24 protein-coding genes are annotated in these 23,736 nt (G+C 36.7%); 16 read left to right on the plus strand and 8 right to left on the minus strand.

All coding sequences use genetic code 11. From position 1 onward, the window contains the following. Nucleotides 1-59 precede the first annotated feature (59 nt). Nucleotides 60-1,259 (plus strand): M20/M25/M40 family metallo-hydrolase, encoded by a 1,200-nt coding sequence (locus tag ACMAYL_RS03905; protein ID WP_103216834.1) that lies wholly within the window; start codon nt 60-62, stop codon nt 1,257-1,259. A gap of 54 nt (nt 1,260-1,313) precedes the next feature. On the opposite strand, the gene ACMAYL_RS03910 is transcribed toward ACMAYL_RS03905, so the two are convergent. From ACMAYL_RS03910 to ACMAYL_RS03925, 4 genes are read right to left on the minus strand one after another with little or no spacing between them, the layout of a single operon-like run. Further along, on the minus strand, nt 1,314-2,090 hold the full coding sequence (locus tag ACMAYL_RS03910) for an exodeoxyribonuclease III (protein WP_392991453.1): 777 nt from the start codon (nt 2,088-2,090) through the stop codon (nt 1,314-1,316). A gap of 2 nt (nt 2,091-2,092) precedes the next feature. Next, nucleotides 2,093-2,860, minus strand: coding sequence for an enoyl-ACP reductase (locus ACMAYL_RS03915; RefSeq protein ID WP_103216832.1), 768 nt, complete (start codon nt 2,858-2,860; stop codon nt 2,093-2,095). A gap of 29 nt (nt 2,861-2,889) precedes the next feature. Beyond that, a complete protein-coding gene (locus ACMAYL_RS03920; RefSeq protein ID WP_103216831.1) occupies nt 2,890-3,567 on the minus strand; it encodes a response regulator transcription factor in 678 nt (225 codons plus the stop codon). After that, nucleotides 3,568-4,518, minus strand: a complete 951-nt coding sequence (locus ACMAYL_RS03925; protein WP_392991450.1) for a sensor histidine kinase — start codon at nt 4,516-4,518, stop codon at nt 3,568-3,570. 71 nt (nt 4,519-4,589) lie between these two features. Between ACMAYL_RS03925 and deoC the strand changes: the two genes are divergently transcribed. From deoC to ACMAYL_RS03940, 3 genes are all read left to right on the plus strand, one after another. Next, complete coding sequence (gene deoC, locus ACMAYL_RS03930; protein WP_412469714.1) at nt 4,590-5,258, plus strand: deoxyribose-phosphate aldolase; 669 nt, start codon at nt 4,590-4,592, stop codon at nt 5,256-5,258. 72 nt (nt 5,259-5,330) lie between these two features. Then, on the plus strand, nt 5,331-5,618 hold the full coding sequence (locus ACMAYL_RS03935) for a hypothetical protein (protein ID WP_103216828.1): 288 nt from the start codon (nt 5,331-5,333) through the stop codon (nt 5,616-5,618). 91 nt (nt 5,619-5,709) lie between these two features. After that, nucleotides 5,710-5,979: a TIGR02530 family flagellar biosynthesis protein gene (locus ACMAYL_RS03940; protein WP_103216827.1), complete on the plus strand. Its 270-nt coding sequence runs from the start codon at nt 5,710-5,712 to the stop codon at nt 5,977-5,979. Here ACMAYL_RS03940 and ACMAYL_RS03945 read toward each other — a convergent pair. Together ACMAYL_RS03945 and ACMAYL_RS03950 are read right to left on the minus strand one after the other, a co-directional pair. Further along, a complete protein-coding gene (locus ACMAYL_RS03945) occupies nt 5,974-7,005 on the minus strand; it encodes a CpaF family protein (RefSeq protein WP_103216826.1) in 1,032 nt (343 codons plus the stop codon). The genes ACMAYL_RS03940 and ACMAYL_RS03945 overlap by 6 nt on opposite strands. A gap of 32 nt (nt 7,006-7,037) precedes the next feature. Continuing rightward, nucleotides 7,038-7,715 carry a hypothetical protein gene (locus ACMAYL_RS03950; RefSeq protein ID WP_103216825.1) on the minus strand — a complete coding sequence of 226 codons (678 nt, stop codon included), beginning with the start codon at nt 7,713-7,715 and terminating at the stop codon, nt 7,038-7,040. 73 nt (nt 7,716-7,788) lie between these two features. Between ACMAYL_RS03950 and ACMAYL_RS03955 the strand changes: the two genes are divergently transcribed. The 3 genes from ACMAYL_RS03955 to ACMAYL_RS03965 are packed head-to-tail and all read left to right on the plus strand — an operon-like array spanning nt 7,789 to nt 9,133. Next, nucleotides 7,789-8,286 (plus strand): hypothetical protein, encoded by a 498-nt coding sequence (locus tag ACMAYL_RS03955; RefSeq protein ID WP_103216824.1) that lies wholly within the window; start codon nt 7,789-7,791, stop codon nt 8,284-8,286. Continuing rightward, nucleotides 8,276-8,620: a hypothetical protein gene (locus ACMAYL_RS03960; protein WP_103216823.1), complete on the plus strand. Its 345-nt coding sequence runs from the start codon at nt 8,276-8,278 to the stop codon at nt 8,618-8,620. The genes ACMAYL_RS03955 and ACMAYL_RS03960 overlap by 11 nt, the downstream gene beginning before the upstream one ends. Nucleotides 8,621-8,629: 9 nt before the next feature. After that, complete coding sequence (locus ACMAYL_RS03965; protein ID WP_103216822.1) at nt 8,630-9,133, plus strand: YtfJ family protein; 504 nt, start codon at nt 8,630-8,632, stop codon at nt 9,131-9,133. Between the two features lie 18 nt (nt 9,134-9,151). Here ACMAYL_RS03965 and ACMAYL_RS03970 read toward each other — a convergent pair whose 3' ends face one another. Beyond that, nucleotides 9,152-10,822: a CRTAC1 family protein gene (locus ACMAYL_RS03970; RefSeq protein ID WP_412470767.1), complete on the minus strand. Its 1,671-nt coding sequence runs from the start codon at nt 10,820-10,822 to the stop codon at nt 9,152-9,154. Nucleotides 10,823-10,896: 74 nt separating this feature from the next. Next, entirely contained in the window at nt 10,897-12,663 is a 1,767-nt protein-coding gene (locus tag ACMAYL_RS03975; protein ID WP_158246782.1) for an acyl-CoA dehydrogenase family protein, read from the minus strand. Between the two features lie 244 nt (nt 12,664-12,907). Here ACMAYL_RS03975 and ACMAYL_RS03980 point away from each other — a divergent pair, with 244 nt between their 5' ends. Genes ACMAYL_RS03980 through ACMAYL_RS04020 form a run of 9 tightly spaced genes read left to right on the plus strand, consistent with a single transcriptional unit; the run spans nt 12,908 to nt 23,688 of the window. Beyond that, on the plus strand, nt 12,908-14,359 hold the full coding sequence (locus tag ACMAYL_RS03980; protein WP_412470768.1) for a hypothetical protein: 1,452 nt from the start codon (nt 12,908-12,910) through the stop codon (nt 14,357-14,359). A 15-nt stretch (nt 14,360-14,374) separates the two neighbouring features. Next, complete coding sequence (gene gspD, locus ACMAYL_RS03985; RefSeq protein ID WP_103216817.1) at nt 14,375-16,741, plus strand: type II secretion system secretin GspD; 2,367 nt, start codon at nt 14,375-14,377, stop codon at nt 16,739-16,741. A gap of 20 nt (nt 16,742-16,761) precedes the next feature. Then, nucleotides 16,762-18,498 (plus strand): GspE/PulE family protein, encoded by a 1,737-nt coding sequence (locus tag ACMAYL_RS03990; protein ID WP_103216816.1) that lies wholly within the window; start codon nt 16,762-16,764, stop codon nt 18,496-18,498. Between the two features lie 26 nt (nt 18,499-18,524). After that, nucleotides 18,525-19,733 carry a type II secretion system inner membrane protein GspF gene (gene gspF, locus ACMAYL_RS03995; protein ID WP_412462781.1) on the plus strand — a complete coding sequence of 403 codons (1,209 nt, stop codon included), beginning with the start codon at nt 18,525-18,527 and terminating at the stop codon, nt 19,731-19,733. A gap of 45 nt (nt 19,734-19,778) precedes the next feature. Beyond that, the gene (gene gspG, locus ACMAYL_RS04000; RefSeq protein WP_412462782.1) at nt 19,779-20,234 is read left to right on the plus strand and encodes a type II secretion system major pseudopilin GspG; all 456 of its coding nucleotides are present in this window, start codon (nt 19,779-19,781) and stop codon (nt 20,232-20,234) included. Nucleotides 20,235-20,256: 22 nt separating this feature from the next. Continuing rightward, nucleotides 20,257-20,922 carry a prepilin-type N-terminal cleavage/methylation domain-containing protein gene (locus tag ACMAYL_RS04005; protein ID WP_392991439.1) on the plus strand — a complete coding sequence of 222 codons (666 nt, stop codon included), beginning with the start codon at nt 20,257-20,259 and terminating at the stop codon, nt 20,920-20,922. Then, nucleotides 20,907-21,419 (plus strand): prepilin-type N-terminal cleavage/methylation domain-containing protein, encoded by a 513-nt coding sequence (locus tag ACMAYL_RS04010; RefSeq protein ID WP_392991437.1) that lies wholly within the window; start codon nt 20,907-20,909, stop codon nt 21,417-21,419. Before ACMAYL_RS04005 ends, ACMAYL_RS04010 begins: the two co-directional genes overlap by 16 nt. Before the next feature lie 3 nt (nt 21,420-21,422). Further along, nucleotides 21,423-22,337 (plus strand): type II secretion system protein J, encoded by a 915-nt coding sequence (locus ACMAYL_RS04015; RefSeq protein WP_412470769.1) that lies wholly within the window; start codon nt 21,423-21,425, stop codon nt 22,335-22,337. Beyond that, the gene (locus ACMAYL_RS04020; RefSeq protein WP_103216810.1) at nt 22,321-23,688 is read left to right on the plus strand and encodes a hypothetical protein; all 1,368 of its coding nucleotides are present in this window, start codon (nt 22,321-22,323) and stop codon (nt 23,686-23,688) included. The genes ACMAYL_RS04015 and ACMAYL_RS04020 overlap by 17 nt, the downstream gene beginning before the upstream one ends. The last annotated feature ends 48 nt before the right edge of the window (nt 23,689-23,736 follow it).

Below are 23,736 nucleotides of genomic sequence, written 5' to 3' on the forward strand. Positions count from 1 at the left end.
TTATCTGATTGGCCCTAAAATAATTTAGTTACAGTTATAAAATAACCAAGGAAGGTTAGATGAAAATTACACGCAAGATTTGTGTTCAGTTACTAGCAGGACTCTCACTACTTACAATTAATACTCATGCGTTTGAGCACAACTACATCGTGACAGGAAAGGACTTATTCCAGTCAACGCAAAGTCTACACTCGAATCTGCAAATTGATATTATTAAGGTTGAAAAAGACCTTGTTATTGCTAAGACAAAAATTATGAGCGAGCAAGCTGAGATCTCTCACCTTGCACACGAAGAGCATCAAAGATGTGGTGGTTTCTTTGCGTTTCAAACGAAAGAAGAAGCACTTCAATTCGTAAAAGAACAAAAAGAAAACTCAAATATTAATGCATTCTTAGCTGATTACACAATCAACCAAGAAGATCTTGTTAGATCGGCCATTGCAAATGCAAAAGAAAGCTCAATAAGAAGTGTTATTGAAAAGCTTTCTAGCTACAATAACAGATATTATAAATCTGAAACAGGTGTTGATTCTCAACAGTGGCTTAAAGATCACTGGACAAGCCTAACATCACACCGTTCTGATATTAGTGTTGATTTCTTTAACCACTCTTCATACCCACAACCATCAGTTATTGCGACAATCAAAGGTAAGAGTGATGATGTTATTGTAATCGGTGGTCACGGTGACTCAATCGCAGGTTGGTGGGGACGCACAAACGCTCACGCACCAGGTGCCGATGATAACGCTTCAGGTGTAGCAACGGTTACTGAAGTTTTAAAAACACTAGCTCAAAGTGGTTACCAACCTGAAAAAACAATTATGTTCATGTCTTATGCTGCCGAGGAAGTTGGTCTTCTAGGTTCTAAAGAAATTGCACAAACTTTTAAAAGACAAGGTAAGAACGTTGTTGGTGTTATGCAACTTGATATGACAAACTTCAATGGTTCAAACGATGACATCACAATCATCACAGATTATACAAACGAAGCACAAAATAACTTCCTAGGTTCTCTATTAGATAAGTATCTTCCAGAACTATCTTGGGGACGTGATACTTGTGGTTATGCTTGTTCAGATCATGCTTCATGGACTGCTCAAGGCTTCCCTGCTTCAACACCATTTGAAACTCGCAAACGTGAAATGAATGGAAAAATCCACTCATCTCGTGACACTCTAGATAATATGGGTGGAACAGCTGATCACGCTCTAAAGTTTGCGAAACTAGCACTAGCATTCACAATCGAACTTGATAGATAGGATATCTCTCGACTTTGATCAAATAAAAAAAGCCAGCTTATGCTGGCTTTTTTTTTATTTAAATTCAATCGATAGTGGACAGTGATCACTTCCCATAACATCTGGCTGATGCCAGCAGTTTTTCACACGAGAAACAAACTCATCAGTTGACCAGAAGTAATCAATACGCCAGCCTACATTCCTTGCACGACAATCTCCGCGGTAAGTCCACCAAGTGTAGTGGCCATTCTCTTCAGCAGAAGTGTACTCGCGAAACAAATCAGTAAAGCCCTGGGCCTTAAACTCATCCATCCATTCGCGCTCAATAGGAAGAAAACCAGTCGTCTTTGTATTTGTCTTTGGATTTGCAAGATCATTTGCCGTATGCGCGGTATTATAATCTCCACAAATCACAACTTCTTTTTTCGTCTTCTTCTTTAGAGCTAATGCTTTATCAGCAACAGCACGACAAAAGTTTAACTTATATGGAACTCGAGCGTGATCTCTTTGTCCATTTGGAAAGTAACAATTAAAAAGAATGTAATCATCAAATTCAGAAATGATCGTTCTGCCTTCACAATCGAACTCAGGAATTCCAAGCCCTATCGTGTGCTTAACATTGATCCCCTTTCGAACCCAAGTAGCAACACCTGAATAGCCCTTCTTTTCAGCAGGAGCAATTAGCACTTCGTGGTTATCAGGATTATTTAAGCGATCACTTAATTGTTCAGGTAATGCCTTCGTTTCTTGAAGACAGATTACATCTGAATTATCTTCTAAATACCAATCGTAAAAACCTTTTTTTTCGCAGGCCCTAAGACCTGCGACGTTCCAACTAGAAATTTTAGTCAAAACTAAGCTCCTAAGATCGAGATACCAGAGTCAACGTAAAGAACTTGTCCAGTAACACCGTTAGCAAGACGAGAACCTAAGAATACCGCTGCTCCACCAACATCTTCTTGAGTAACATTACGACGAAGTGGCGACTTCTCTTCAACATCATTTAGGAAACCTTTAAGCCCTGGAACACCAGAAGCAGCAAGAGTTCTAATTGGACCTGCTGAAATACAGTTTACGCGAATTCCTTCTGGACCTAGATCATCTGCAAGGTATCTCATTGTTGATTCAAGAGATGCTTTGGCAACACCCATTACATTGTAACCATTAAGAACCTTAACTGATCCGTGGTAAGTAAGAGCGATAACTGAACAATCTTTTGCCATAATAGGCTTTAGAACATTACACACACCTAGTAGTGAGTATGCTGAAATATCTTGTGCCATCTTGAAACCTTCACGGCTTGTTTTATGGAAACGATCTTTAAGATCAGTTTTATCAGCAAATGCTAGAGAGTGAACGATTACATCAACCTCTCCCCATTTTTCTTTTACGATTTCCGCCATCTGAGTCATATGATCTTCATTTTGAACGTCTAGTTCAAATGTAAACTCTCCACCGATTTGTTCACTTAGTGGCTCAACTCTTTTTTGAAGTGCTTCATTAAGATATGAAAACGCAAGACGTGCACCTTGTTCTTTCATTTGTGTTGCAATTCCCCATGCAATTGACTTGTCATTTGCAAGTCCTAGGACAAGAACTTTCTTTCCTTCTAAAATTCCCATTTATTACTCCATTTCTATTTAGTTATTTATTATTTAATAAATTTGTATCCGACAGATCGGATACTTATTATATGTTTTGGTTCCTTAGGGTTCTCTTCAAAGTATTTTCTAAAACGTACAATGAAGTTGTCAATGGTACGAGTATTTGAATCCTTTTTGTAGCCTAATAATTCAAGTAACTCACCGCGCGTAACCACTTCACCCTCATTTTGCGTTAAAAGTGTCAAAATCTTCACTTCCTGCTCTGTTAGAGTATATTCCTCTCCCTGGCAGAGTGCTTTAAAGTCAGAAAAGTGTATTTCATTGGCCCCAAATTTATATATAGTGACTTCCTTTTTTGTCCAACTAGAGCGCTTTAAAAGACGCTTTACTCGCAAGATGAACTCATCTAAGTTAAAAGGCTTCGATAAGTAATCATCAGTACCTAAATTAAAACAGCGCACTTTTGATTTCGAGCTATCCTTTGCCGAAAGAACAAGAACTGGTGTTTTCTCATTAATCTCTCGTATTTGCACAAGAATATCCTCACCACTTATTACCGGAAGCATGAGATCCAAGACAACTAAGTCAAACTCTTGATCCTTATAAAATTTGATTCCCAAATCTCCTCGATTTGCATGAACGACTTCATAGCCTTCTAATTCGAGGTTTAAGATAATACCTTTCGCAATATTTTGCTCATCTTCAATAAGTAAAATACGACTCATTTAACTAACCCTATTTTTAAATAATAACTTTAATGTCATCCCCTGATCGACACCTTCACTTTCAGCGCTAATGCGTCCTCCATGAATTTTCATAATTTGAGTGGCCATATAAAGTCCGACACCACTTCCCTTTGATGACTTTCCAACTTGGTAGAATTTTTTAAAAATATTTTTCAAATCTTTTTCTTCTACACCATCACCATTATCAACAAAGAAGAGTTCACTAAAACGTTTCCCTTTTTGAAAGATGATCTCCATTGTCTTCACTTCTTTGCTATTGTAGCGAATTGCATTAGTCAAAATATTCATTAATAGAATATCAAAAAGCTTGCTATCAAATTCGATTGATTCTTCATTATCAAGATGTACAAACGATATATCAAGCTCAGAGAAATTATGACGATTACGATGAACAAACTCTTCGATTGTCTGGCGGATATTGATTTGTCTTAAATCAGGCTCGACTTTCTTTTCTTCGAGACGCCCAAGTTGAAGGATTTGCTCAATATTATCACCAAGTCTTTCTGTATCATGTCTCATAATATCGAGATATTCCAACTGCTTTTCTCTCTCAAAGCTGTGGCGTTTTAAAGTATCAATAAAGATTGCAATCGAAGCAACGGGAGTCTTTAGTTCGTGAGTAAATCCATTAATAAAGTTTTGCTGCATACGATAGAGCTGGCGAAGTTTTTGGTAATAATAAAAAACCATACTAAAGCCAACGATAATAAGTGAAACTAAAATAGACAGAATTAAGATCATTACCCATGTTTCAGTTTGTTGGAACTGAACAAGAGGAATATTCGACTTTTTAACAAAGTCCGTTAACTTGGCATTAACCTCTAAGTAAGAAGAAATATAGAGATATAAAGAAATACCTAAGGCCACCAAGCTCGATATAAAGATAAAGAGCGGGTGAATAAAAAATGGACCGCGTTTAATAAGTGACATATTGCAAATATTAGCAATTATTGGCACTATTAGTTAAGAAAATAATAAAAGAATTTCTATCGAGGACAACTATGCAAGACATCGCTCAATTTATTGACCACACTTTATTAAAGCCTGAAGCAAGTAGCCTACAAATTAAAAAGCTATGCCAAGAAGCTAATGAGTATGGCTTTAAATCAGTTTGTATAAATCCAAGTAATATCCTCGAAGCAAGGAAGCATATTGACCCAAGTAAGTCACTTATTTGTACAGTTATTGGTTTTCCACTTGGCGCCATGACGACAGAAACAAAGGTTTTTGAAACTAAAGATGCCATCGAAAAAGGTGCTGATGAAATTGATATGGTTCTAAATATCGGAAGGCTAAAAGAAGGTAATCTTGAGTACGTTGAACAAGATATCGCCGCAGTGGTTAAGGCGGCAAACGGAAAAGTTGTAAAGGTTATCTTTGAAACATGTCTTTTAAATGAAAAAGAAATTCGTTTAGCGGCCAAAGCATCCATAAGTGCTGGTGCTAGCTTCATAAAAACATCAACTGGATTCTCAAGTGAAGGAGCTAATCCTGAAGTCGTCTCAATAATGATTGATGAGGCTCAAGGAAAATGTGAAGTTAAAGCCTCTGGTGGGGTTAGAAGTCTTGAGGATGCACGTAAATATCTAGAAATGGGTGTAAAAAGACTAGGAACGAGTTCTGGTGTCGCGATCATGGAAGGTGAAAAAAATATCACAACTTCTTACTAATGTGTAAGTTTGCATCTTAGTATGCTATTGATAGAAGTAGATGAGAGAGAGGGACTCACACAAGGAGTTTTCATGAAGTCTATTTTGCTATCAGCAACTGTAACTTTAGTTTCAATCAAGGCGTACGCAAGTCTGCCATGTGAGCAACTCGACCAAAACCTGGCTTATGAAAACACTCGCGAATTCATAAGTATCAAAAAGAAAATCACAGAAAATTCTCAAGTAAATGACGACATTCGAAATCGAATTAAATCACTTATTAAGAACACGAGAAATTACTACTTCAAATCAGGATGCCAAAACCTAAGACATCAGCAGCTTGGGATTTTATTAGAGCTTAATGAGCTGAAGAAGTTATAAGATTTTCTTTACCCTTGCCTACCTACTATTGCGCCAAGCAAAGTGCCACAATGACTTTAGAGTCATTTAGGCCAAGGCCAGGAAGGGTTATATGGAGAGAGTCACACACCAATTAACAATTTCAAAACATGCAAAAAAGCGCCTGCTTGAGCGCCAAATTCACTTTAGCGAAAATGATTATAGCCGCTTAAATGAAGCTGCTCATAAATTGAAGTTAAAAGGCGTAAAGGAATCCTTAGTTATTACTGACGATGCAGCCTTTATTCTCGACATCGATCGCTACTGTTTAATAACAGCAGTAAATAAAGACGAACTTAGTGATAATATTTTCACTAAAATTGATGCAACAATGATCTTATAGCTCATTCCAATAATTTGTTGGTAATTCACCTTTTCGAGCTAACTCACTTGCAAGGTTTGGAACCGCACCGCCAAATACTAACTCACCATTTTCAATTTCAAGAACTGAAGTCGTAAGGATATTATTTCCTTCCATATTATTGACTTCCAGCACTTGCGTAACTTTTCTACGGCCGTCATCAGTACGTCCTAATTGAATAATGAAGTCAACTGCTGTTGAAATATACTTTCTAACAACATGATAAGGAAGATCAAAGCCTGCCATTAAAAAGAGGGCCTCTACTCTTTGTAAACATTCCACAGGAGAATTGGCATGAATCGAAGTCATACTTCCATCATGTCCAGTGTTCATGGCCTGAATCATATCAAAAACTTCAGCTCCCCTTACCTCACCAATAAAGATACGATCTGGTCTCATACGAAGTGTATTCTTAACGAGTTGGCTCATCGAAAGCCCCTCTTGTCCACTAGTTAGTCCGGCCTCTAGCCTTACACAATTTGTATTAGGAACAACTAACTCGAGAGTATCTTCGATTGTAATGATTCTCTCATCAGGAGAAACTTCCTTAAGAAGCATATTCATAAATGTCGTCTTACCTGAACCAGTTCCACCAGAAATAAGAATATTTTTCTTGGCCTTAATAAGTGATTTGAAGAAAGGAATATATTTTTCATTAATTCCAAAAAGCTGAGAGTGCTTATCGAGTTGGAAATTATTTGAAAGATATTTTCTAATAGTGATTGAAGTACCTTGAGATGCATATGGTTCACTAATAATATTAATACGTGAACCATCTGGAAGTCTTCCATCTAAGATAGGATTTTCGTTTGAAAATTTCTTCTTATTAAATAGTGCCACTTCATTTGAGAAATCGAGAATATCTTTCTTATTAAGAGGTACGTTAAGTCCAATAAACTCTCCTCCTCTTTCAACAAAAACATTTTTTGTTCCATTGATTACAATTTCAGAAATCCCCTTTTTCGTTGAAAGGTCTTCTAACATTTTCCATACACTATTTTCTGCCATACTCTTCCTTCTTCATACTGAACAAAACTGACTTACACAGTCTTAGATGCAATTAAATCAGTATCTCCAATACTTAAGGCGTAATTAATTATATTTTTTTGTAATTGATACTTTTGATCAGTAGCAAGCATCGACTCTATTGTATCAAAGCTTTGTTTCGCTCTAATTAATCCAAAGAGCTTCTCCTCTCCTAAATATTTTAGAAAGTGAACAAGCATAAGGATAAGGATATCAATGCGGATATTACGATTTTTTGAAAGAGATAAAAGCTGATCAATTCTTCTATCCGGAAAGTATGGATGATCTTCAATCTTTTCAATATCAGACTCATAACAAGATACTTTTAAATACATTCCAAGTGAAATTAGGCGCGAATACCCACTTACTGTTTTGTCACGAAAACGAGATTCTATTTTTTTAATATCTTCGATCTCTTCAATAACGACAGCATGCGGATGATTACTATTATAGAGAAAGTTCATATAGTAGGCCAAGAGACGATCACGAATACCGTGCCAGCCATACTTCTTCACAAGAGAAGTTAAATCTGTTTCTTCACCGCCATTTAAAATACGATAAAGAATCCTACCCATAGCAGGAGATTCAAAAATAAATCTTTGCAAATCGACAGATGTGTTACTTGAACTTGAAACATCACTTATTAGTAACTGACAAAATCTATCGGGAAGCTCTACATAATCTAATTCCATAAAACTATGATAAATGAGATTTAGATGAGATTCCAGCTTTATATTAGTAAGGAGCTCCTGTTATAATGAATCTATGAAAACACCTATTCTAGAAGAATTCAAACTCAAGGCAATTGATAAGGAAGAAATTAAGACGGCACTTAAAACGTACCGAGTTGGTCATCAGCCTCTCTATCTCGATGCATCGAAATTACAGAGGGATCGACTAATAAAGCTTCTTGGGCTTTTATCAAATGTTTTAGAGGAGCAAAATCTTTCACCAAAATTCCCTTATCCTTTCTATGTGATAACGGATGTTGAAGATATTTGGACGCGCTTTCCAATCTTTAAATCTCTTGAAGATCTACCAAAGTACTATCAATTTGAAGCGGCAAGGCCAACTAATAAAGAACAAAAAGTCTTAGACTTCATTGATATCTCAGCTTCAAATATAAGAAATGAAGATGTACAGTTATGTCTTGATGAGTTTGGACGTACAATTGCATCCCAAAGGATAATAAAAGCACTTGCAAAAGAAGGTGCAAAACTTGAGAAATTAATTTCAATCTTGGAAGACGAAAATGTCAGATAACGATAACAACGACTTAAAGAAAATTGACCAACATATTAAAAAAGTCTTAGGTGATGAATTTGCACCAATTCCTAAAAAGCAATCTTCTGGTAGTGAAGAACATAAACTGACGAATTTTCTCGATATTGAAAAGAATCGCATTAAACAGCTAAAGGACTTCTTTCAAACGAGAGTTCCAAATGTGATTGAATTGAATCAATTTGATGAGCTCATGCAAGAATTGGTTGAATATAATGACCAACTTCGTGCAAAAGTGTTAAAAAAGACAGTTCTAAAAGACTCAAAGTTTAGTCTAAACTTAAAGCAAATATTTAATAAAACTTTTATCGAATAGGAGAAGTGAATGAAGAAGTTTTTTATGATGGCGCTTATTTGTGCATCAACACTGGCAATGAAACCAGCTACAGTTGAAATTTCGGGTGAAAATGGTGGCCGTTTAAATGGTAAAGCGTGGTCGTCAACTGAATTAAAAGACAAAGTTCACGTACTCTTTTATGTTGATCCTGATGAAAAAGATTTAAATAACCATGCTTCAGAAGCACTAGCTCGTGAAAAGTTTGACCGCACTAAATATGCCTCAGTTGCAGTAATTAATATGGATGCAACTTGGCTTCCAAACTCAATCCTAGAAGGTGCTTTAGAAGATAAGCAAAAGAAATACCCAGATACAATTTACGTAAAAGATCTTGAAAAAGTAATCGTAAAAAAATGGAAAGGAATCGTAAAAGATGACGATTCGAATATCCTTGTCTTTGATAAAAAAGGTAGCTTAGTTTACAAGATCAATGGCAAAGCAAGCGAAGCTCAAGTGAAAGAGATGATTACAATTATCAAAAAGAATATGTAGTGGTAGGTGCGAAAGCACCTACTCTTTTATAACTGTCGTGGAGTTCATCAAGACAGGATAAGTTTTTCTAAGTTTCTTCCCATTTTTTAACAGATAAGGCCATTCAACAACAACTTCACTTACCTTCTCGTCACCAAGGCCAATATGTATATAAGATGTACTCTGAGGTTGGAATTGGCCAAATGATGGATAATGCTGACGAGTATATGTATTACCTTTATTCGTATCAGCTATTATTTTAGCTCCATAAGCTTCTCTATTTGAATTCTTTCCTACTAATTTTAGCTTTATATAATTCTTCTGTGGTAGTCGATTTTCAAAAAGATATACTCTAGGCTGAATTCTAAAATCACGAGTATTTGTCTGAATCGTTAAGATATCCATTCGTCCATCATCATTAAAATCAAACACTACTGTTGAGCTAGGGTTAACAATATCAATACCAAGATCCGGGCCTCGGTTAACTAACTCATGATCTCTTTCTTGCACAAAAGACACAAGCCTTGAGTGAGGAGGAAACCCTGAATTATCAACGAGTAGATCAATAAGGCCATCATTATTCAGATCAGTCCAAAGTCCTCTCATATCACCTTGGTTCCAATTCGCCTTCGCCTCATCATTTGTATACTCTGTACGAATAAATGAAATACTTTTAAGCCCTTTATTAGTTAAAATACTTGAGCGATCACGAGACTCTAAGTCCAGAGAGTGCGAGATTTCTCCCATGGCAATATCATAATAGCCATCATTATTATAATCGCCACAAATTGCAAAAGTTGAATTTCCGCCATTAAAGCGGCCACCACTTGTGATAGCATCCATACTATATCCGGAGCTCACTCCTGCATCAGTATAGACGATACTCTTTCCACGCTTTGTGGAAAGCCACAACTTATTTGGATGGCCTGCAGAATTACTTGTTAAAATGTCTGCGAAACCATCATTATTTATATCGCAAATACTTGAAGAAAATGTAGGGGCCACATTAATATAAGTATTGCCTCTTTCTTCTAATTCACTCGTTAGTGCTCCCGAGATTTCAGAAATTTTTCCATTCTTATAAGTAAAAAGTCTGTTTTCGATTGTTTTACCCTCTTCGTTGCGATCAAACCAATTGGCAACAAAGAAGTCTAAAAAACCATCATTGTCATAATCAAAGATATTTACGTTAGAGATTGGCGCTATAAAATCAAAACTAGTTTCACTAAATTTTCTAAAAACAATTCCATTATTTCGCGATGGACTACCTTTGTAAGAAACAAGTGGCTTTTTCGTCAGTGCTGACTTTTGATTATGAATTCCCGTAATTACATCTACAATGCCGTCCTTATCGAGGTCTACAAATTGCATGAATGTAACCTGAACATCATCTTCAAAGTAAATATTCTTAGCTTTTACAAATCCATCGTCTGTCGCAAGATAAAATTGAGGAACAGAATAATTCCCATTTAAAAAGACAAGATCTTCTCTTCCATCACCATTTATATCGTAAACATAAACACGTGATGCCTTAATACCATCAAGACCAAGCTTTTGAGTTACATCGACAAATTTCGAACTTGCCTTTGTTGGCCCATAGTTAACCTTGACTTGTTTTGCTTTCGATTTTTTTTCTTTCTTTTTAAAGACCTTACTTGAACATGAAGTAGCAATTAGGGCCGAAGAAAGTAGGAGTAAAGAATATTTCATATGAATATTCTAATAGGCCCTAGCATTTTTTACTAGGGCCTAAGAGATTATTTTTTAATTGTAATGAGAAATAATTAGAAATTAATGATATCTAGGCCGTATCCATCATTTGCACAAACTTGATCAGAAGTTTCTTTAACAACTTTGTCATCGTGTGAAGTCATTGCCTTAAGATTTGTCACAACTACTGCTCTTGCATCTTTTAGTGCAACACGAGCAAGGTTAAGAGCATAGTCTTTCTTATCTTGTTCGATCTTATCACTATTAAGAATTGAAGTTGTACGAGAAATTACAGCAAGCATTACATAAAGATTCATTGCCATTTCAGCAATTCTCTTTTGTGGAAGCTCGTTACCGATAATATTCTTACCATACTTCATAAGAGTGTTTTCAACTTGAATCGCGAATTGACCAAGAAGAGAGTTAAACTTCCCTGCTTCTTTATCAAGTTTTGCGTGATGCTTAGTAATTAGTCGCTGACCAATCATCTTTGATAGACGACCTTTAGCAAAGTTAGTTAAAACACCTACAGACTTAATTGGATCTTGAAGAGCTTTTGATACATCAGCTGCTTTTCCAAGAGCTTTCATACTTTCAGATGGATTTCTAATACCAGAAAGAGCAAGGAAGATTCTTAAAATTTCGTTTGTTCCTTCAAAGATCATATTAATACGAGAGTCTCTCATAATTCTTTCATATGGATACTCTTTCATATAACCGTTACCAGCAGCAATCTGCATTCCTTGGTCAACAACTTCCCAAAGAGATTCAGAACCATAGATCTTACATACAGCAGTCTCAAGGTAGTAGTCGTTAAGACCTTTACACATATTACCAGTTGTCATGTATACGATTGACTCTGTTGCATAAATTCTTGCTGCCATAAGAGCAAGTTTATCTTGGATAAGACCAAACTCAGCAATTGGTGCACCAAATTGCTTACGACCTTTAGCATGCTCAGTAGCAAGCTTTAGGATTGTCTTCATTCCACCTACACATCCAGCACCAAGAGAAAGACGTCCAGAGTTAAGAACGTTCATGGCGATTTTGAAACCTTTTCCAAGCTCACCTAGAATATTTTCTTTTGGAACGATTACTTTATCGAAGTATACTGCACGTGTTTCAGATGCACGGATCCCCATTTTGTTTTCTTTTTCGCCAAATGAAAGACCTTCCATTCCTTTTTCAACGACGAAACAAGAAATTTTTTCTTTAATTTCACCGTCTACCTCATGATCTGTCTTACAAAACACAGAATAGAACTCCGCAGTACCTGCGTTAGTAATCCAAAGCTTTTGCCCTGTAATTGTATAAGTGCCGTCACCGTTATCAACGGCCTTTGTCTTAATTGAATAAGCGTCAGAACCTGATCCTGGCTCAGTTAAACAAAATGCTGCTAACTTTTCACCTGAAGCGAGTTGTGGAAGCCACTTTGCTTTCTGCTCCTCAGTCCCCTCGTTTAAAAGTGCACGGTAACCAATAGATTGGTGAGCACCGATCATCGTTGCAACTGCGCCATCAAAAGAAGCAACTTCAGCGAAAACGCGACTATAAAGAGTGTAGTCAAGACCAAGACCACCAAGATCTTCATGAACACCCATCCCAAAAAGCCCAAGCTCAGCTAAACCTTGCATTACTTCTGGTGGGATCACACCCTCATGATCCATCTTCTCACCGTCTAAAGTCCCCTCACAGAACTTGTTTACAGCGTTTACCATCTCACGACCAAAGTCTTGCTGCTCATCAGTAAAACCTGGGTATGGAAATACATTGTCTTCTTTAACTTCACCAAAGAATAGATCTCCAACAATGGAGTCCATCATTTGCTTTTCTTCACTCATCATTAAGTCCTTTTTTAAAATCCATCTATGTGGGTAGAAAATTGATTGACAGGAATTCCCTGACATTTTAGCACGACATTCGTCAAATAATCAAAGCAAACACTTACTTAAGTTTAACCGACATTTTAACTCGGTCAAAAAGCAAGAAAATTCTTACCGAATATATCAATGGTTGATGCTTTGGGTAAACAACCTTAAAATACTATAAGGTATTAAAATATAAAAACTTTCAAGAAGAAACTTAATGACGAAAAAGAAAGGATTCTTTTCTAAAATTAAATCAAAATTATCCAAAGATCAGGATGATGGGGAATTTATTGAGCATGAAGAAAATCTTCATGACGGTGAAGAGTATGAGTACGAGGAAGAGTACGAAGAAGAGGACAACGGCGAAGTCTACGAAGAAGACGTCGACATTCCCCTACCTCCCGCACCAACCCCAGACGCAGACCAGGTCTTAGAAGACCCCACTCTAGAAGTTTATATTGACGATCTAGAAGCTCACTCCGAAGAAGATGCCGGTTTTCTTTCTAAGCTAAAAAGTAAGTTAACTAACAAATCAACTAACGAAGCTGATGAAGAAGCTGACTCTGAAGATAGTGACGAAGAAGACGAAACTGAAGGATCAGAAAATAAATACAATGTCATGCAACGCATGCTTGATAAAATCAAATCAAAGACAGAAGACTTTGACTTATCAAGAGTTGGAAGTGGTCTTGGAAAAAGAACAAAAGGTCAACCGACTGGCGCACAATACTTTCTTCCTAACCTATTAAGTAATGAATCGCGCCCTAAGATTCATCATTATTTTTTAATTCTTTTAACTTGTGCCTTCTTATATCAAATTGGTAAATTTGCGGCCCTTTTCTTAAATGGCAAAGACGGTGGCGCAAAATTTCAAACAGATTTTAGTCGCCCTAATACTTACGATCACAATGCATCAATTGCTAATATTAGAAACTATAACCCATTCAATATTCAAGAAGATGAAAACGAAAAAACTGAAACAAAAGTTAAACGTCCGAAGAATGTTGTAAAGATCTGCCTTGCTGCTGATCAAGAATCAAGACTTGGTTTCAAACTCTTAAATACAATTGTTCTTCAAAACAGTGCCAAGTCTGTTGCAAGTGTTTCTAACCGTGGAAAGGTAGAAAATGTTCGTGTTGGTGGAAAGATCAATAATATAGCAGAGATTGGAAGTATCACACGTCAAAAAGTTATCTTTAAAAACTTAAGAACTGGTGAATGTGAATTCATTGCAAACGTTGACGAGAAGGCCAAGCGCTTTGCTCGCAAGGCCAACACTAAAATTCTTCCACCAAGTAGCGCCAAAGACGTAATGCCTGAATTTAACAAGGATATTAAAGTTGAAGGAAATAACTTCAAAATAAAGAAGGAACTACGTGACTCTCTTTTAAGTAATATTGGAGATGTTCTAACGCAGGCCAAGGCCATTACAATTAAGAATCCAGACGGATCCCTATGCTTTAAAATGACAGAAGTGAAGCCAGGATCAATCTATTCATATCTAAATGTTCAAAACGATGACATAATTTGTGAAATCAACGGTGCAAAAATCGAAAATATGAATCAAATTATGGGAATGTTTGGAAAAATTAAGTCTACGGACTATTACGAACTCGGTATTAAGAGAAACGGAGTTCAACAAAGCTACAACTACAATTTTGTCGAATAATTATAGGGATCATGGATGAAGAAACTATTTTTAAATCTCTCAGCGCTATCTTTACTTTGTCTTGCAGCAGACCCTGCTCAAGCACAGTTTAGACAATTCAAATCAAAAACCAAGGTTAATCGCGATGCGAATCCTTCGGCAGCTAGCCTACTCGATAGCAGCAATGCAGAGTCAGGAAGTGATGCATTTGGAAGAACTGCAACTCAGCCTAAGAAAACTGATGATGCTTACGTTAACTTAAATCCAGAGACTGCTTTTGGTCCAGAGATTGTTACAAGTTTTGACTTCGAAGACACTTCTCTTCAAGACCTAACTAAGCACATGCAAAAACTTACAGGTTTAAATCTGATTATCGACAAAGACCTAAAAGGAAAGATTTCTATTTCTGCACCAACACCTATTACTGTTGGTGATGCATGGAAAGCATATTTAGCAGCACTGAATATGAATGGCCTAACGATGGTTAAATCTGGTGCATTCTACAAAATTGTACAAGCTAGAGATATTCGCTACATCCCTACTAAAATCTACACAGGTAACTATGTTCCAGAAACAGAAAACTACCTAATGAAGATTATTGCCCTTAAAAATATTGATTCGACAGAAGTTTCACGCTCGTTTAGACCATTTATGTCTCGTTACGGACGAATCATTGAAATCAAACAAACAAATACTATTATTATTCAAGATACTGGTTCTAATATTAATCGTTTAATGAGTTTAATTAAATTCATCGATGTTCCTGGCCACGAAGAAACACTACAGATCATCCCTGTTAAGAATACTTCGGCATCAGAAATTGCAAAGCTACTTGATAAGATTCTAAAAGATGATACTTCTAAGAAAACTGCCTCAAGAAGAAGCTCTGATGGTGGTGGACAGATCATCTCAAAATTAACGGCAGAGCCACGTACAAACTCGATTATTGCCATGGCAAACTCAAGTGGAGCAAAGAGACTTAAGGAACTAATCAATAAGCTAGATGTTGAATTAGTTGCTTCTAATAACGAACAAATTCATGTTTACTACCTCTACCACGGAGATGCTGAAGATATGTCTAAGACACTATCTGAGCTAGTAAGTGGATCAAAATCGAATTCTTCAAGCTCAAGAAGAACTTCTCGTTTTTCTAGAACAGCAACTGAAGATAATAACGAATTATTTAATGCAGAAGTTAGAATTACTGCAGACAAGTCTAATAATGCTCTTGTTGTAACTGCCTCTCCTACTGACTGGCTTACACTTGAAAAAGTTATTAAGAAACTAGATCAACCAAAAGACCAAGTATTTATCGAAGGTCTAGTGATGGAAACAAATATCTCAAAATCACGTGATCTTGGTGTCTCTATCGTTGGTGCATACGGATCAGGTGCTGCAGACCGTGCTGGTTCAATTCACGGAACTTCAGGTTCTGTTCTGACACAACTTATTTCTGGAACCTGGACATCAATTGGTGGTCTATTTGCCGGTGTTGGTCTAGGAAATGAAATTGAAACAGAGATCAATGGTCAAACAGTGAAAATTGATTCAGTAAACGCACTTATTTCTGCAATTGCAAGTAACGGAGACACAAACGTACTCTCTACTCCTCAATTATTAGTTCTAGATAATACTGAAGGTATTTTTGAAGTTGGTGAAAAGATTCCTGTACCTAAAGAGAGCCAGGCATCTAATGGTTCAACAACGACTTCACTAGACACACAAAATGTTACTTTAAAGATGAAGATAACTCCTCAAATTAACAAGGTAACAAGATATATCAAACTAAAAATTGACCAAAACTTTGAAGATTTCTCAAGTAGGGCCCTTCCTTCTGGTGTAGCATCAGTTGGTGTTGGTACAGTCGTAAGAAGTGCTGTAACAACTGTAACTGTTCGTGATCGCGACACAATTGCAATGGGTGGTATGATGAGAGACAAGACAACTGATTCAGTAAGTAAAGTTCCTCTACTTGGTGATATTCCAGTTCTTGGTTGGCTATTTAAGAATACGACGACACAAACTGAGAAACTAAATATGCTAATGTTCTTAACGCCAAAAATTCTTGATAACTATCAAGAAGATATTGCGAGTACAGTTAAAGAAAGCTTAAATCGTCGTGCTTCTCACCTAAAAGAGTTCCACGGTGAAAAAGATCCATTTAAGTCGACTGCTAAAGGTCTTTACAACAAGGCCCAAAAACAAGAGCAAGGTCCTCTTTATGATGAGCAACGTAACAAGTACTACAAGCAACAAAACCAAGATAGCGTGATGAATGACTCTGTTATTGAGCCTGGCTACAATGATGTCGTTCAAAAAGTAAATGCGAAGAAATCAGCTCCTAAGAAGGCCCCTGCTATAAAAGTAAAGTCTTCAGATAAAGAAGTTGTGATTAAGAAGTAATTTAAAAAGGCTTGATGTAAATGAGAAACCAAATGCTAGAAACATTTGAACACGGTAAAGAAAAGATTGGTGAGCTTTTAATTAAGCACACCTCTCTTACACGTGAGCAGTTAGATGAAGCACTAGAGATTCAACAAGAATCAGGAATGCTTATTGGTGAAATTTTACTTAAAAAGAACTATATTCACCCTCACGATATTACAAAAGTAATTTGTCACCAAATTGAAATACCATACGAGTCTGAAATTGATGTGGATACAATTGATCCTGAATTAATTACGAATATTCCAATTAATTATGCAAAGACGCAGGAGCTTATCCCAGTAATGGAAACTCCCCGCTTTGTTTCAGTAATTATTACGGATCCATTTAATTTTGATGCCATCAATGACCTAAGAGAAATTTTTAAAAAAGATATCCATATCTCAGTTGCCCAACCATTAAAAGTTAATGACGCAATTAATCGCGTGTATGAAAAAGCAAATAAGAATATGGTTCAGTCTCTTGAAGACGAATTTGATGAATCACTAGATCTTGACGGTCCGATTGATATCCTAGATGCTGGTGCGGATGAAGCCCCTGTTATTCGTTTTGTTAACTCGATTATTTTTAGAGCAGTAAAAGAGCGTGCAACAGATATTCATATTGAGCCGTATGAAAAAGAATCAATTTATCGTTTTCGTATCAATCGAGTTATGACGGAAGTCTTAAGACAACCGCTTAAAACACACTCTGCTGTAGCTTCACGTATTAAAGTTATGGCAAAACTTGATATTGCAGAAAAACGTCTTCCTCAAGATGGCCGTATTCCAATTAAGATGGCCGGTAAAGATATCGATATCCGTCTTTCAACGGTACCAGTTCAAAATGGTGAGCGTATCGTTATGAGGATTCTTGAAAAAGACAATAATATCCTTCAACTAGACCACCTTGGTTTCCACGGTAAGGTTCTTGATGATCTCGATGCCCTATCGCAAAGAAAAGATGGAATTGTTTATGTATCAGGTCCAACTGGTCACGGTAAATCGACAACTCTATTTGCGATGCTAAGTCGAATCAATACACCAGATCGAATGATTATTACAGTTGAAGATCCGGTGGAATACGAAGTACCTGGTATTTCTCAAATCCAGGTAAACCATAAGATTGAACTTTCATTTGCTAAAGCACTTCGTGCCATTCTTCGTCAAAACCCTGATGTTATCATGGTTGGGGAAACAAGGGATTACGAAACTGCAGAGATGGCGATACAAGCTTCAATTACTGGTCACTTTGTACTATCAACGATTCACACTAACGATGCATCGTCAGTACCAAACCGTCTGATTGATATGGGAGTGCAACCATTCATGATTGCCTCTTCTCTTTCTGGTGCTCTTGCGCAAAGACTTATTCGAACACTATGTAAGGAGTGTAAGAAGCCAAAAGATATTACTGACTTTGATCTAGAAGTACTAGGAATAGATAAAATACCTGAAGGTGCAACTGTGTATGAGTCCGTAGGTTGTCCAAGTTGTGACAATAAAGGCTACTCAGGTATGACTGTTGTCGCAGAACTTTTAATGATTAATGATGAAATTCGCTCACTTATTATTAACTCTGCTCCATCAGGGCAGATTAAAAAAGTTGCACAGAAATACGGGATGAAAACTCTTAGAGATGATGCCATTGAGAAAGTTATAATGGGAATCACTTCAATTGCAGAAATGAACCGTGCAATCAATATTGAAGGCGAAGACGAGAGTCAGGAACAATAAAGAAAAAGTAAAAAGAGTAAGAAGACATGGCCATATTTGATTACAAAGGTATCGATCGTACCGGAACTGAAAAGAAAGGTAATATCACAGCTGAAAACGAACAGGCGGCCAAGGCCAAAATTCGTGCTAAGGGTATTATGCTTACTGCGATAAAAGAACATAAGTCTTCTAGTAAGTCTTCTTTTGAGCTAAATTTCGGAAGTACCGTTTCAATCAACGACCTCTCACTTATGACAAGACAATTGGCCACTCTTGTTAAAGCAAAGATTCAAATTGTTGAAGCCTTCAATGCACTTATTGAACAGTGTGAGAACCCAAAATTAAAAGTTGTTCTCTCTGAGATTCGTCAAAAAGTAAATGAAGGTAGCTCCCTTGCCTCTGCATTCTCAGACTATCCAAAAATCTTTGACCATATTTATGTCAACATGGTTGAAGCCGGTGAACAGTCAGGTACATTAGATATTGTTCTACTTCGTCTTGCAGAATTTACAGAAGCGCAAGTTAAATTAAAAAATAAAGTTAAAGGTGCCATGATGTATCCAATCATCATGTTACTAGTTGGAGCCCTTGTTATGGGTGTAATTCTAGTTTTAGTTATTCCTAAGATTACAAAGATTTTTGTTTCGATGAAAAAAGAGTTACCTCTGCCGACAAAAATTTCAATTTGGCTATCAGGGTTTTTACAACAATATTGGTGGGCCGTAATAATTGGCGCCTTTGGTCTTTATTGGCTATTTAATCGCTATATTAATACAAAGAATGGCCGCGCAAAATGGGACTACGTGACTCTAAAGCTTCCAGTATTTGGTTCACTTATTACAATGGTGAACGTTTCACGCTTTGCTTCAACTCTTGCAACACTTTTAAATTCAGGTGTACCAATTCTTGCTTCAATGAAGATTGTTAAAAACCTAATTGGTAATGTCCATATGCAAGATGCAATTGAAAGCGCTCGTATTAATATATCGGAAGGTTCTTCCATGGCAGCGCCCCTTGCACAATCAGGATACTTCCCTATCATGGTTACACATATGATAAGCTTAGGTGAAAAATCAGGTGAACTCGAACCAATGCTTAACATCATTGCGGAAAACTACGAGGATCAGGTAGAATCTAAATTAAGTGGGTTAACATCTGTACTCGAACCTATTATGATGGTCGGCATGGGTGGAGCTGTTGCTTTCATTGTAATGTCAGTTGTCGTTCCAATGATGGAGCTAAACTCAATCAATTAAGCTTTTTAGAGGATATAGAAAAGAAGACATTTAAGGAGATTTTAAATGAAGTACAATTTTTTTAAACGCCAAGTAATGAAGAGTCAGGCCGGGATGACATTAATTGAAATCCTAATTGCCCTTACTCTAATTTCACTTATGGGGACATTTATTGCAGGTAAAGTTTTCGACTCACTAGAAGAAGGTCGTGTAAAATCTGCTAACATTCAAATGAAATCACTAGAGTCACTACTGAAAGACTTTAGAAGAAAGTGTAACTTCTACCCTACAACAGAGATGGGATTAGACGCACTTATCAACAAACCGTCTGGCGGACGCGAGTGTAAGAATTATCCACCAAATGGATTTATCGATGCGGATGAAATCCCATTAGATCCATGGGATATGGAGTATGTTTATACTTCAGATGGAAAGACTTACAACATCATGTCTTATGGTAATGATAACGAAGAAGGCGGAGAAGGTTTCGCTGCCGATATCTACTTAAGAGACAATAAGTAATCTAAAATAAATTAGGGAAACTATGCATAAGGCACATGGACAATCAGGTTTTACATTAATTGAAATTCTGGTATCCATGGCCTTAGCTTCCCTACTTCTTTACATGGTTGCAGGATCAACCTTTTCCTCACGCCGCAACCTAGATGATACGATTGAAAATGTTGAACGAGTTATTCGCTTCTCAAGTGATGAAGCGAGCTTAACAAATAAATTTCTACGCGTTGGTTTTGATTTAGAAGATATCGACCAAAAACTCTCTTTAGAAATGGCACAAAGTAATGACTTTGTAATTGATATGGATTCAACAAAGAATTACGATGACATGACTGATGAAGAGAAAAAAGAAGCAAATAAGAAAGGTCGCTTCATGCCTCTACCGGACTTTGATGCTAATGACTTCCGTCCAACGGGCGGTGTTCGCATTGTTGCAGTTGGCAGCACACTAACACAAAAATTACACATAACTGGCAAACCATATGTCTACTTTTACCCCACAGGTGAGAAAGATTCTGTTATAATTATTCTTGCAACTGAAGATGAAATGGTCGCACTATCAACAGAGCCATACAGTCAAGTAATCAATCGTGAGTACGTGGCCTTGGAAGATGTTAACTTCTCTAGTGACGACTTTATTGAAAAACTAACAACAAAAGCAGAAGAACTTTATAACGAATGGTTAAGCAATTAAAAAATAATTCTGGATTTACCCTCATAGAGGTTCTTATTGCACTTGCAATATTCGCTGTCTTTATAACTTCATATATCACTGCTCAAGGCCTAAATATTACAGATTCGATGGAGATGCGAACGGAGATAACTCTTCGTGAATATGGAATTGAAAAAATGAATGAGATTCTGGCCTACCCACCGGAGCTAAAAGATAGTATTACGATGAAGCCTGAAGTAGGGAAATTTGAAAGTAATGAAAATATTAGCTATAGCGTTGAATGGAAGAATTTTACGGTACCAGACTTCGAAAAGATAACGGGCTCTGAAACACCAGATGATGGTGACGATAGCAATAACTCAATTCAAAAACAAATCTTTGGTGTTGTTAAAAAGAACCTTGAAAAACTTATTTGGCAAGTTAGTGTCACTGTTAAAGATGATACTACAGAAGAAACGTTTACAATAAGTACGTGGCTTTCAAATGATAAATATAAAGTAGAGATAAACGGACTCTAGAAGATGAGAAGTTTTAAAACCGATCATATTCACAACAATGAAAAGGGCTTCACATTAATTGAAGTTCTTATCGCTATCGCTATTTTATCAGTACTCATGACGGCCATTTATACAATCGTCGACAGCAGTGTAAACACGAACGATCGTGTTACTAAAGAAGACCGCGAGAGACTACAGTTAGAAATTGGAATGATGAGAATTGAAAGAGATATCGAACTCATCAACTCTCCTCTTTATTACGAATCGTCTAAAGCAGAAGATAACAAAGCTTTTGCAAAAATCTACAATGCCTCACAGTCACAATCTCAATCGGGATCAAGGCTTAGAGGATCGTCTCAACAGCAACAGCAGCAACAACAATCAAGTAAATATGTGATGACTTCTCATATATATCAGAATAAGAATTTTGATAACTTATCGTCAGGAAATGTTCCAATTCCAATTTTACAAAATGAAGAGAAAGGTTCACTAGTTTTTCTATCTTCAGCAAACAGAAGACTTATAAAGAATATGAAGCAATCTAACTTAATGTGGGTACGCTACCGAGTGGTAACGACATCGACAGAGGGGCAAGAGGAAGAAGAAAAAAATACAGAAGCTCCATATTCCCTAACGAGAACAATCATTCCAGTTGATATTTATAATACTGAATTAGATTGGGAAAAAGCAAAAGAATATCCAGTAATAGAAAACTTAAGAGACTTTTCTTTCGAATTCTATAGTCCAGAAAAAGAAAAGTTTGTTTCATCACTTAGAGAATTAAATAAATTAAGAAATACTCCACGTCTTATTCGTATGAATATCGATTACGTCTCAAAGAATGGAGATGAAATACAAATTAATCGAACAATTAGAGTAATGTGGCCAGAATTTGATGCAGCAGCAGACTTAAAGGAAAAGTATGACTTTAAAAAATAAGAAGACATTACTTAAGAATGAGTCTGGTATCGCCATTATTATGGTAACGACGGCCGTTGCAATTCTAACTGTTCTACTTGCTCAATTTACGTATGAGACAAAACTAAACAAAATCAGAATTGAAGGTCAAATCGATAAAGTACAAGCTAAGCTAAATGCTGAAGCAGGGCTTCATTACGCCTTGTCTGTCTTAAAGGTATATAGAGAAGCGTGGAACAAACTTGAAGATAACACTTCCCTTCAATCGACAATTTCTAAAAGTGATATTGAAGCTATTGCCACACAACCATTCGTTGTGCCAATTCCGGTTACGACTGAATTAAGTGCTCTTCAAAAAAATGCTATTGCAGAGTTTGAAAAAGAATCACTAATACAAGGATCAATTTCAGTTAGTCTTAAGCCTATAACAGGATTTCTTAATCCTAATACCCTAAGAGTAATCAAACCAATGAATGGAAGCTCTTCACAATCTTCCTCTGAGGCAAGTGGCCAACAGAGCTCGACAATAACACCTCATCAATTCATGGAGAAAACTTTTACAGAAATGCTTGAAACAACATTTAGAAATGAGATCGAAAATAATGAAGACTTCGCTCTTCACTACTCTAATCTTGATCCGAAACTACTTGTTAAAGAATTAAAGTACTTTGTTTCTGGTAAAGAAGATTATGATGAGCCAGAAAAAGCAGATATCCAGAGAACTTATCAAAACCTTGGTGTTGAAGCCAAACATGCTGCATTTGAAACAGCAGAAGAGCTTTACTCTCTTGCAGGCTGGGATGATGAGATCGTAAATCTTATAAAGGATCGAATTTCAATTCATAATGTTTCCGTAATTAATGTTAACGAAATTACAATCAATCAACTTAAAGTTTTATTTCCTGAAATGTCTGACGTTGCTCTGGAAGAATTCTTTAAGTACCGTGATGGTGATGAGGAAAATGGAACTTCACCAAGTTCATTTAAAAGTGACAAGGACTTCAAAGAACTTATTACAAATCGTCTCGGAGCTGTCGAAGCATCAGACTTTGATAAAAGAATTAAAGAATTTGCTGACGCAGATATTATCATTGGTACAGGTGGTAAGCTTTTCAAATTAGAATCCATCGGTATGTATGCCGACACAACGTATAAGTTGACTGCTTTTATCGACTTACCAATCAAACCTCAGGCACCAACAACGACATCACAAGGACAATCTGGCCAACAAGCAGGTGGTTCACAGAATCCAGATGATGATGACGACCAAGGTAGTGGACAACAACAATCAAGTACAGGTCAACAAGGGCAACAGTCTTCAAGTAAGTACTATCTCCTGCGTCCAAGAGTTGTTGAGATACGCACCTACTAATGGCAAATTTTTCATTCAAAAAAAAACAGCAAAGTTATTGAAATTTGG

Source organism: Halobacteriovorax sp. RT-2-4 (genome assembly GCF_047085445.1).
Taxonomy (GTDB): domain Bacteria; phylum Bdellovibrionota; class Bacteriovoracia; order Bacteriovoracales; family Bacteriovoracaceae; genus Halobacteriovorax_A.

Coding starts and splice junctions, on each gene's coding strand:
- ACMAYL_RS03970 (WP_412470767.1), bottom strand. CDS start 10,822: ATGAAATATTCTTTACTCCTACTTTCTTCGGCCCTAATTGCTACTTCA.
- gspG (WP_412462782.1), top strand. CDS start 19,779: ATGAAGTACAATTTTTTTAAACGCCAAGTAATGAAGAGTCAGGCCGGG.
- ACMAYL_RS04010 (WP_392991437.1), top strand. CDS start 20,907: ATGGTTAAGCAATTAAAAAATAATTCTGGATTTACCCTCATAGAGGTT.
- ACMAYL_RS04015 (WP_412470769.1), top strand. CDS start 21,423: ATGAGAAGTTTTAAAACCGATCATATTCACAACAATGAAAAGGGCTTC.
- deoC (WP_412469714.1), top strand. CDS start 4,590: ATGCAAGACATCGCTCAATTTATTGACCACACTTTATTAAAGCCTGAA.
- ACMAYL_RS03980 (WP_412470768.1), top strand. CDS start 12,908: ATGACGAAAAAGAAAGGATTCTTTTCTAAAATTAAATCAAAATTATCC.
- gspF (WP_412462781.1), top strand. CDS start 18,525: ATGGCCATATTTGATTACAAAGGTATCGATCGTACCGGAACTGAAAAG.
- ACMAYL_RS03945 (WP_103216826.1), bottom strand. CDS start 7,005: ATGGCAGAAAATAGTGTATGGAAAATGTTAGAAGACCTTTCAACGAAA.
- ACMAYL_RS04005 (WP_392991439.1), top strand. CDS start 20,257: ATGCATAAGGCACATGGACAATCAGGTTTTACATTAATTGAAATTCTG.
- ACMAYL_RS03925 (WP_392991450.1), bottom strand. CDS start 4,518: ATGTCACTTATTAAACGCGGTCCATTTTTTATTCACCCGCTCTTTATC.
- ACMAYL_RS04020 (WP_103216810.1), top strand. CDS start 22,321: ATGACTTTAAAAAATAAGAAGACATTACTTAAGAATGAGTCTGGTATC.
- ACMAYL_RS03905 (WP_103216834.1), top strand. CDS start 60: ATGAAAATTACACGCAAGATTTGTGTTCAGTTACTAGCAGGACTCTCA.
- ACMAYL_RS03955 (WP_103216824.1), top strand. CDS start 7,789: ATGAAAACACCTATTCTAGAAGAATTCAAACTCAAGGCAATTGATAAG.
- ACMAYL_RS03915 (WP_103216832.1), bottom strand. CDS start 2,860: ATGGGAATTTTAGAAGGAAAGAAAGTTCTTGTCCTAGGACTTGCAAAT.
- ACMAYL_RS03940 (WP_103216827.1), top strand. CDS start 5,710: ATGGAGAGAGTCACACACCAATTAACAATTTCAAAACATGCAAAAAAG.
- ACMAYL_RS03965 (WP_103216822.1), top strand. CDS start 8,630: ATGAAGAAGTTTTTTATGATGGCGCTTATTTGTGCATCAACACTGGCA.
- ACMAYL_RS03935 (WP_103216828.1), top strand. CDS start 5,331: ATGAAGTCTATTTTGCTATCAGCAACTGTAACTTTAGTTTCAATCAAG.
- ACMAYL_RS03950 (WP_103216825.1), bottom strand. CDS start 7,715: ATGGAATTAGATTATGTAGAGCTTCCCGATAGATTTTGTCAGTTACTA.
- ACMAYL_RS03975 (WP_158246782.1), bottom strand. CDS start 12,663: ATGAGTGAAGAAAAGCAAATGATGGACTCCATTGTTGGAGATCTATTC.
- ACMAYL_RS03990 (WP_103216816.1), top strand. CDS start 16,762: ATGAGAAACCAAATGCTAGAAACATTTGAACACGGTAAAGAAAAGATT.
- gspD (WP_103216817.1), top strand. CDS start 14,375: ATGAAGAAACTATTTTTAAATCTCTCAGCGCTATCTTTACTTTGTCTT.
- ACMAYL_RS03920 (WP_103216831.1), bottom strand. CDS start 3,567: ATGAGTCGTATTTTACTTATTGAAGATGAGCAAAATATTGCGAAAGGT.
- ACMAYL_RS03960 (WP_103216823.1), top strand. CDS start 8,276: ATGTCAGATAACGATAACAACGACTTAAAGAAAATTGACCAACATATT.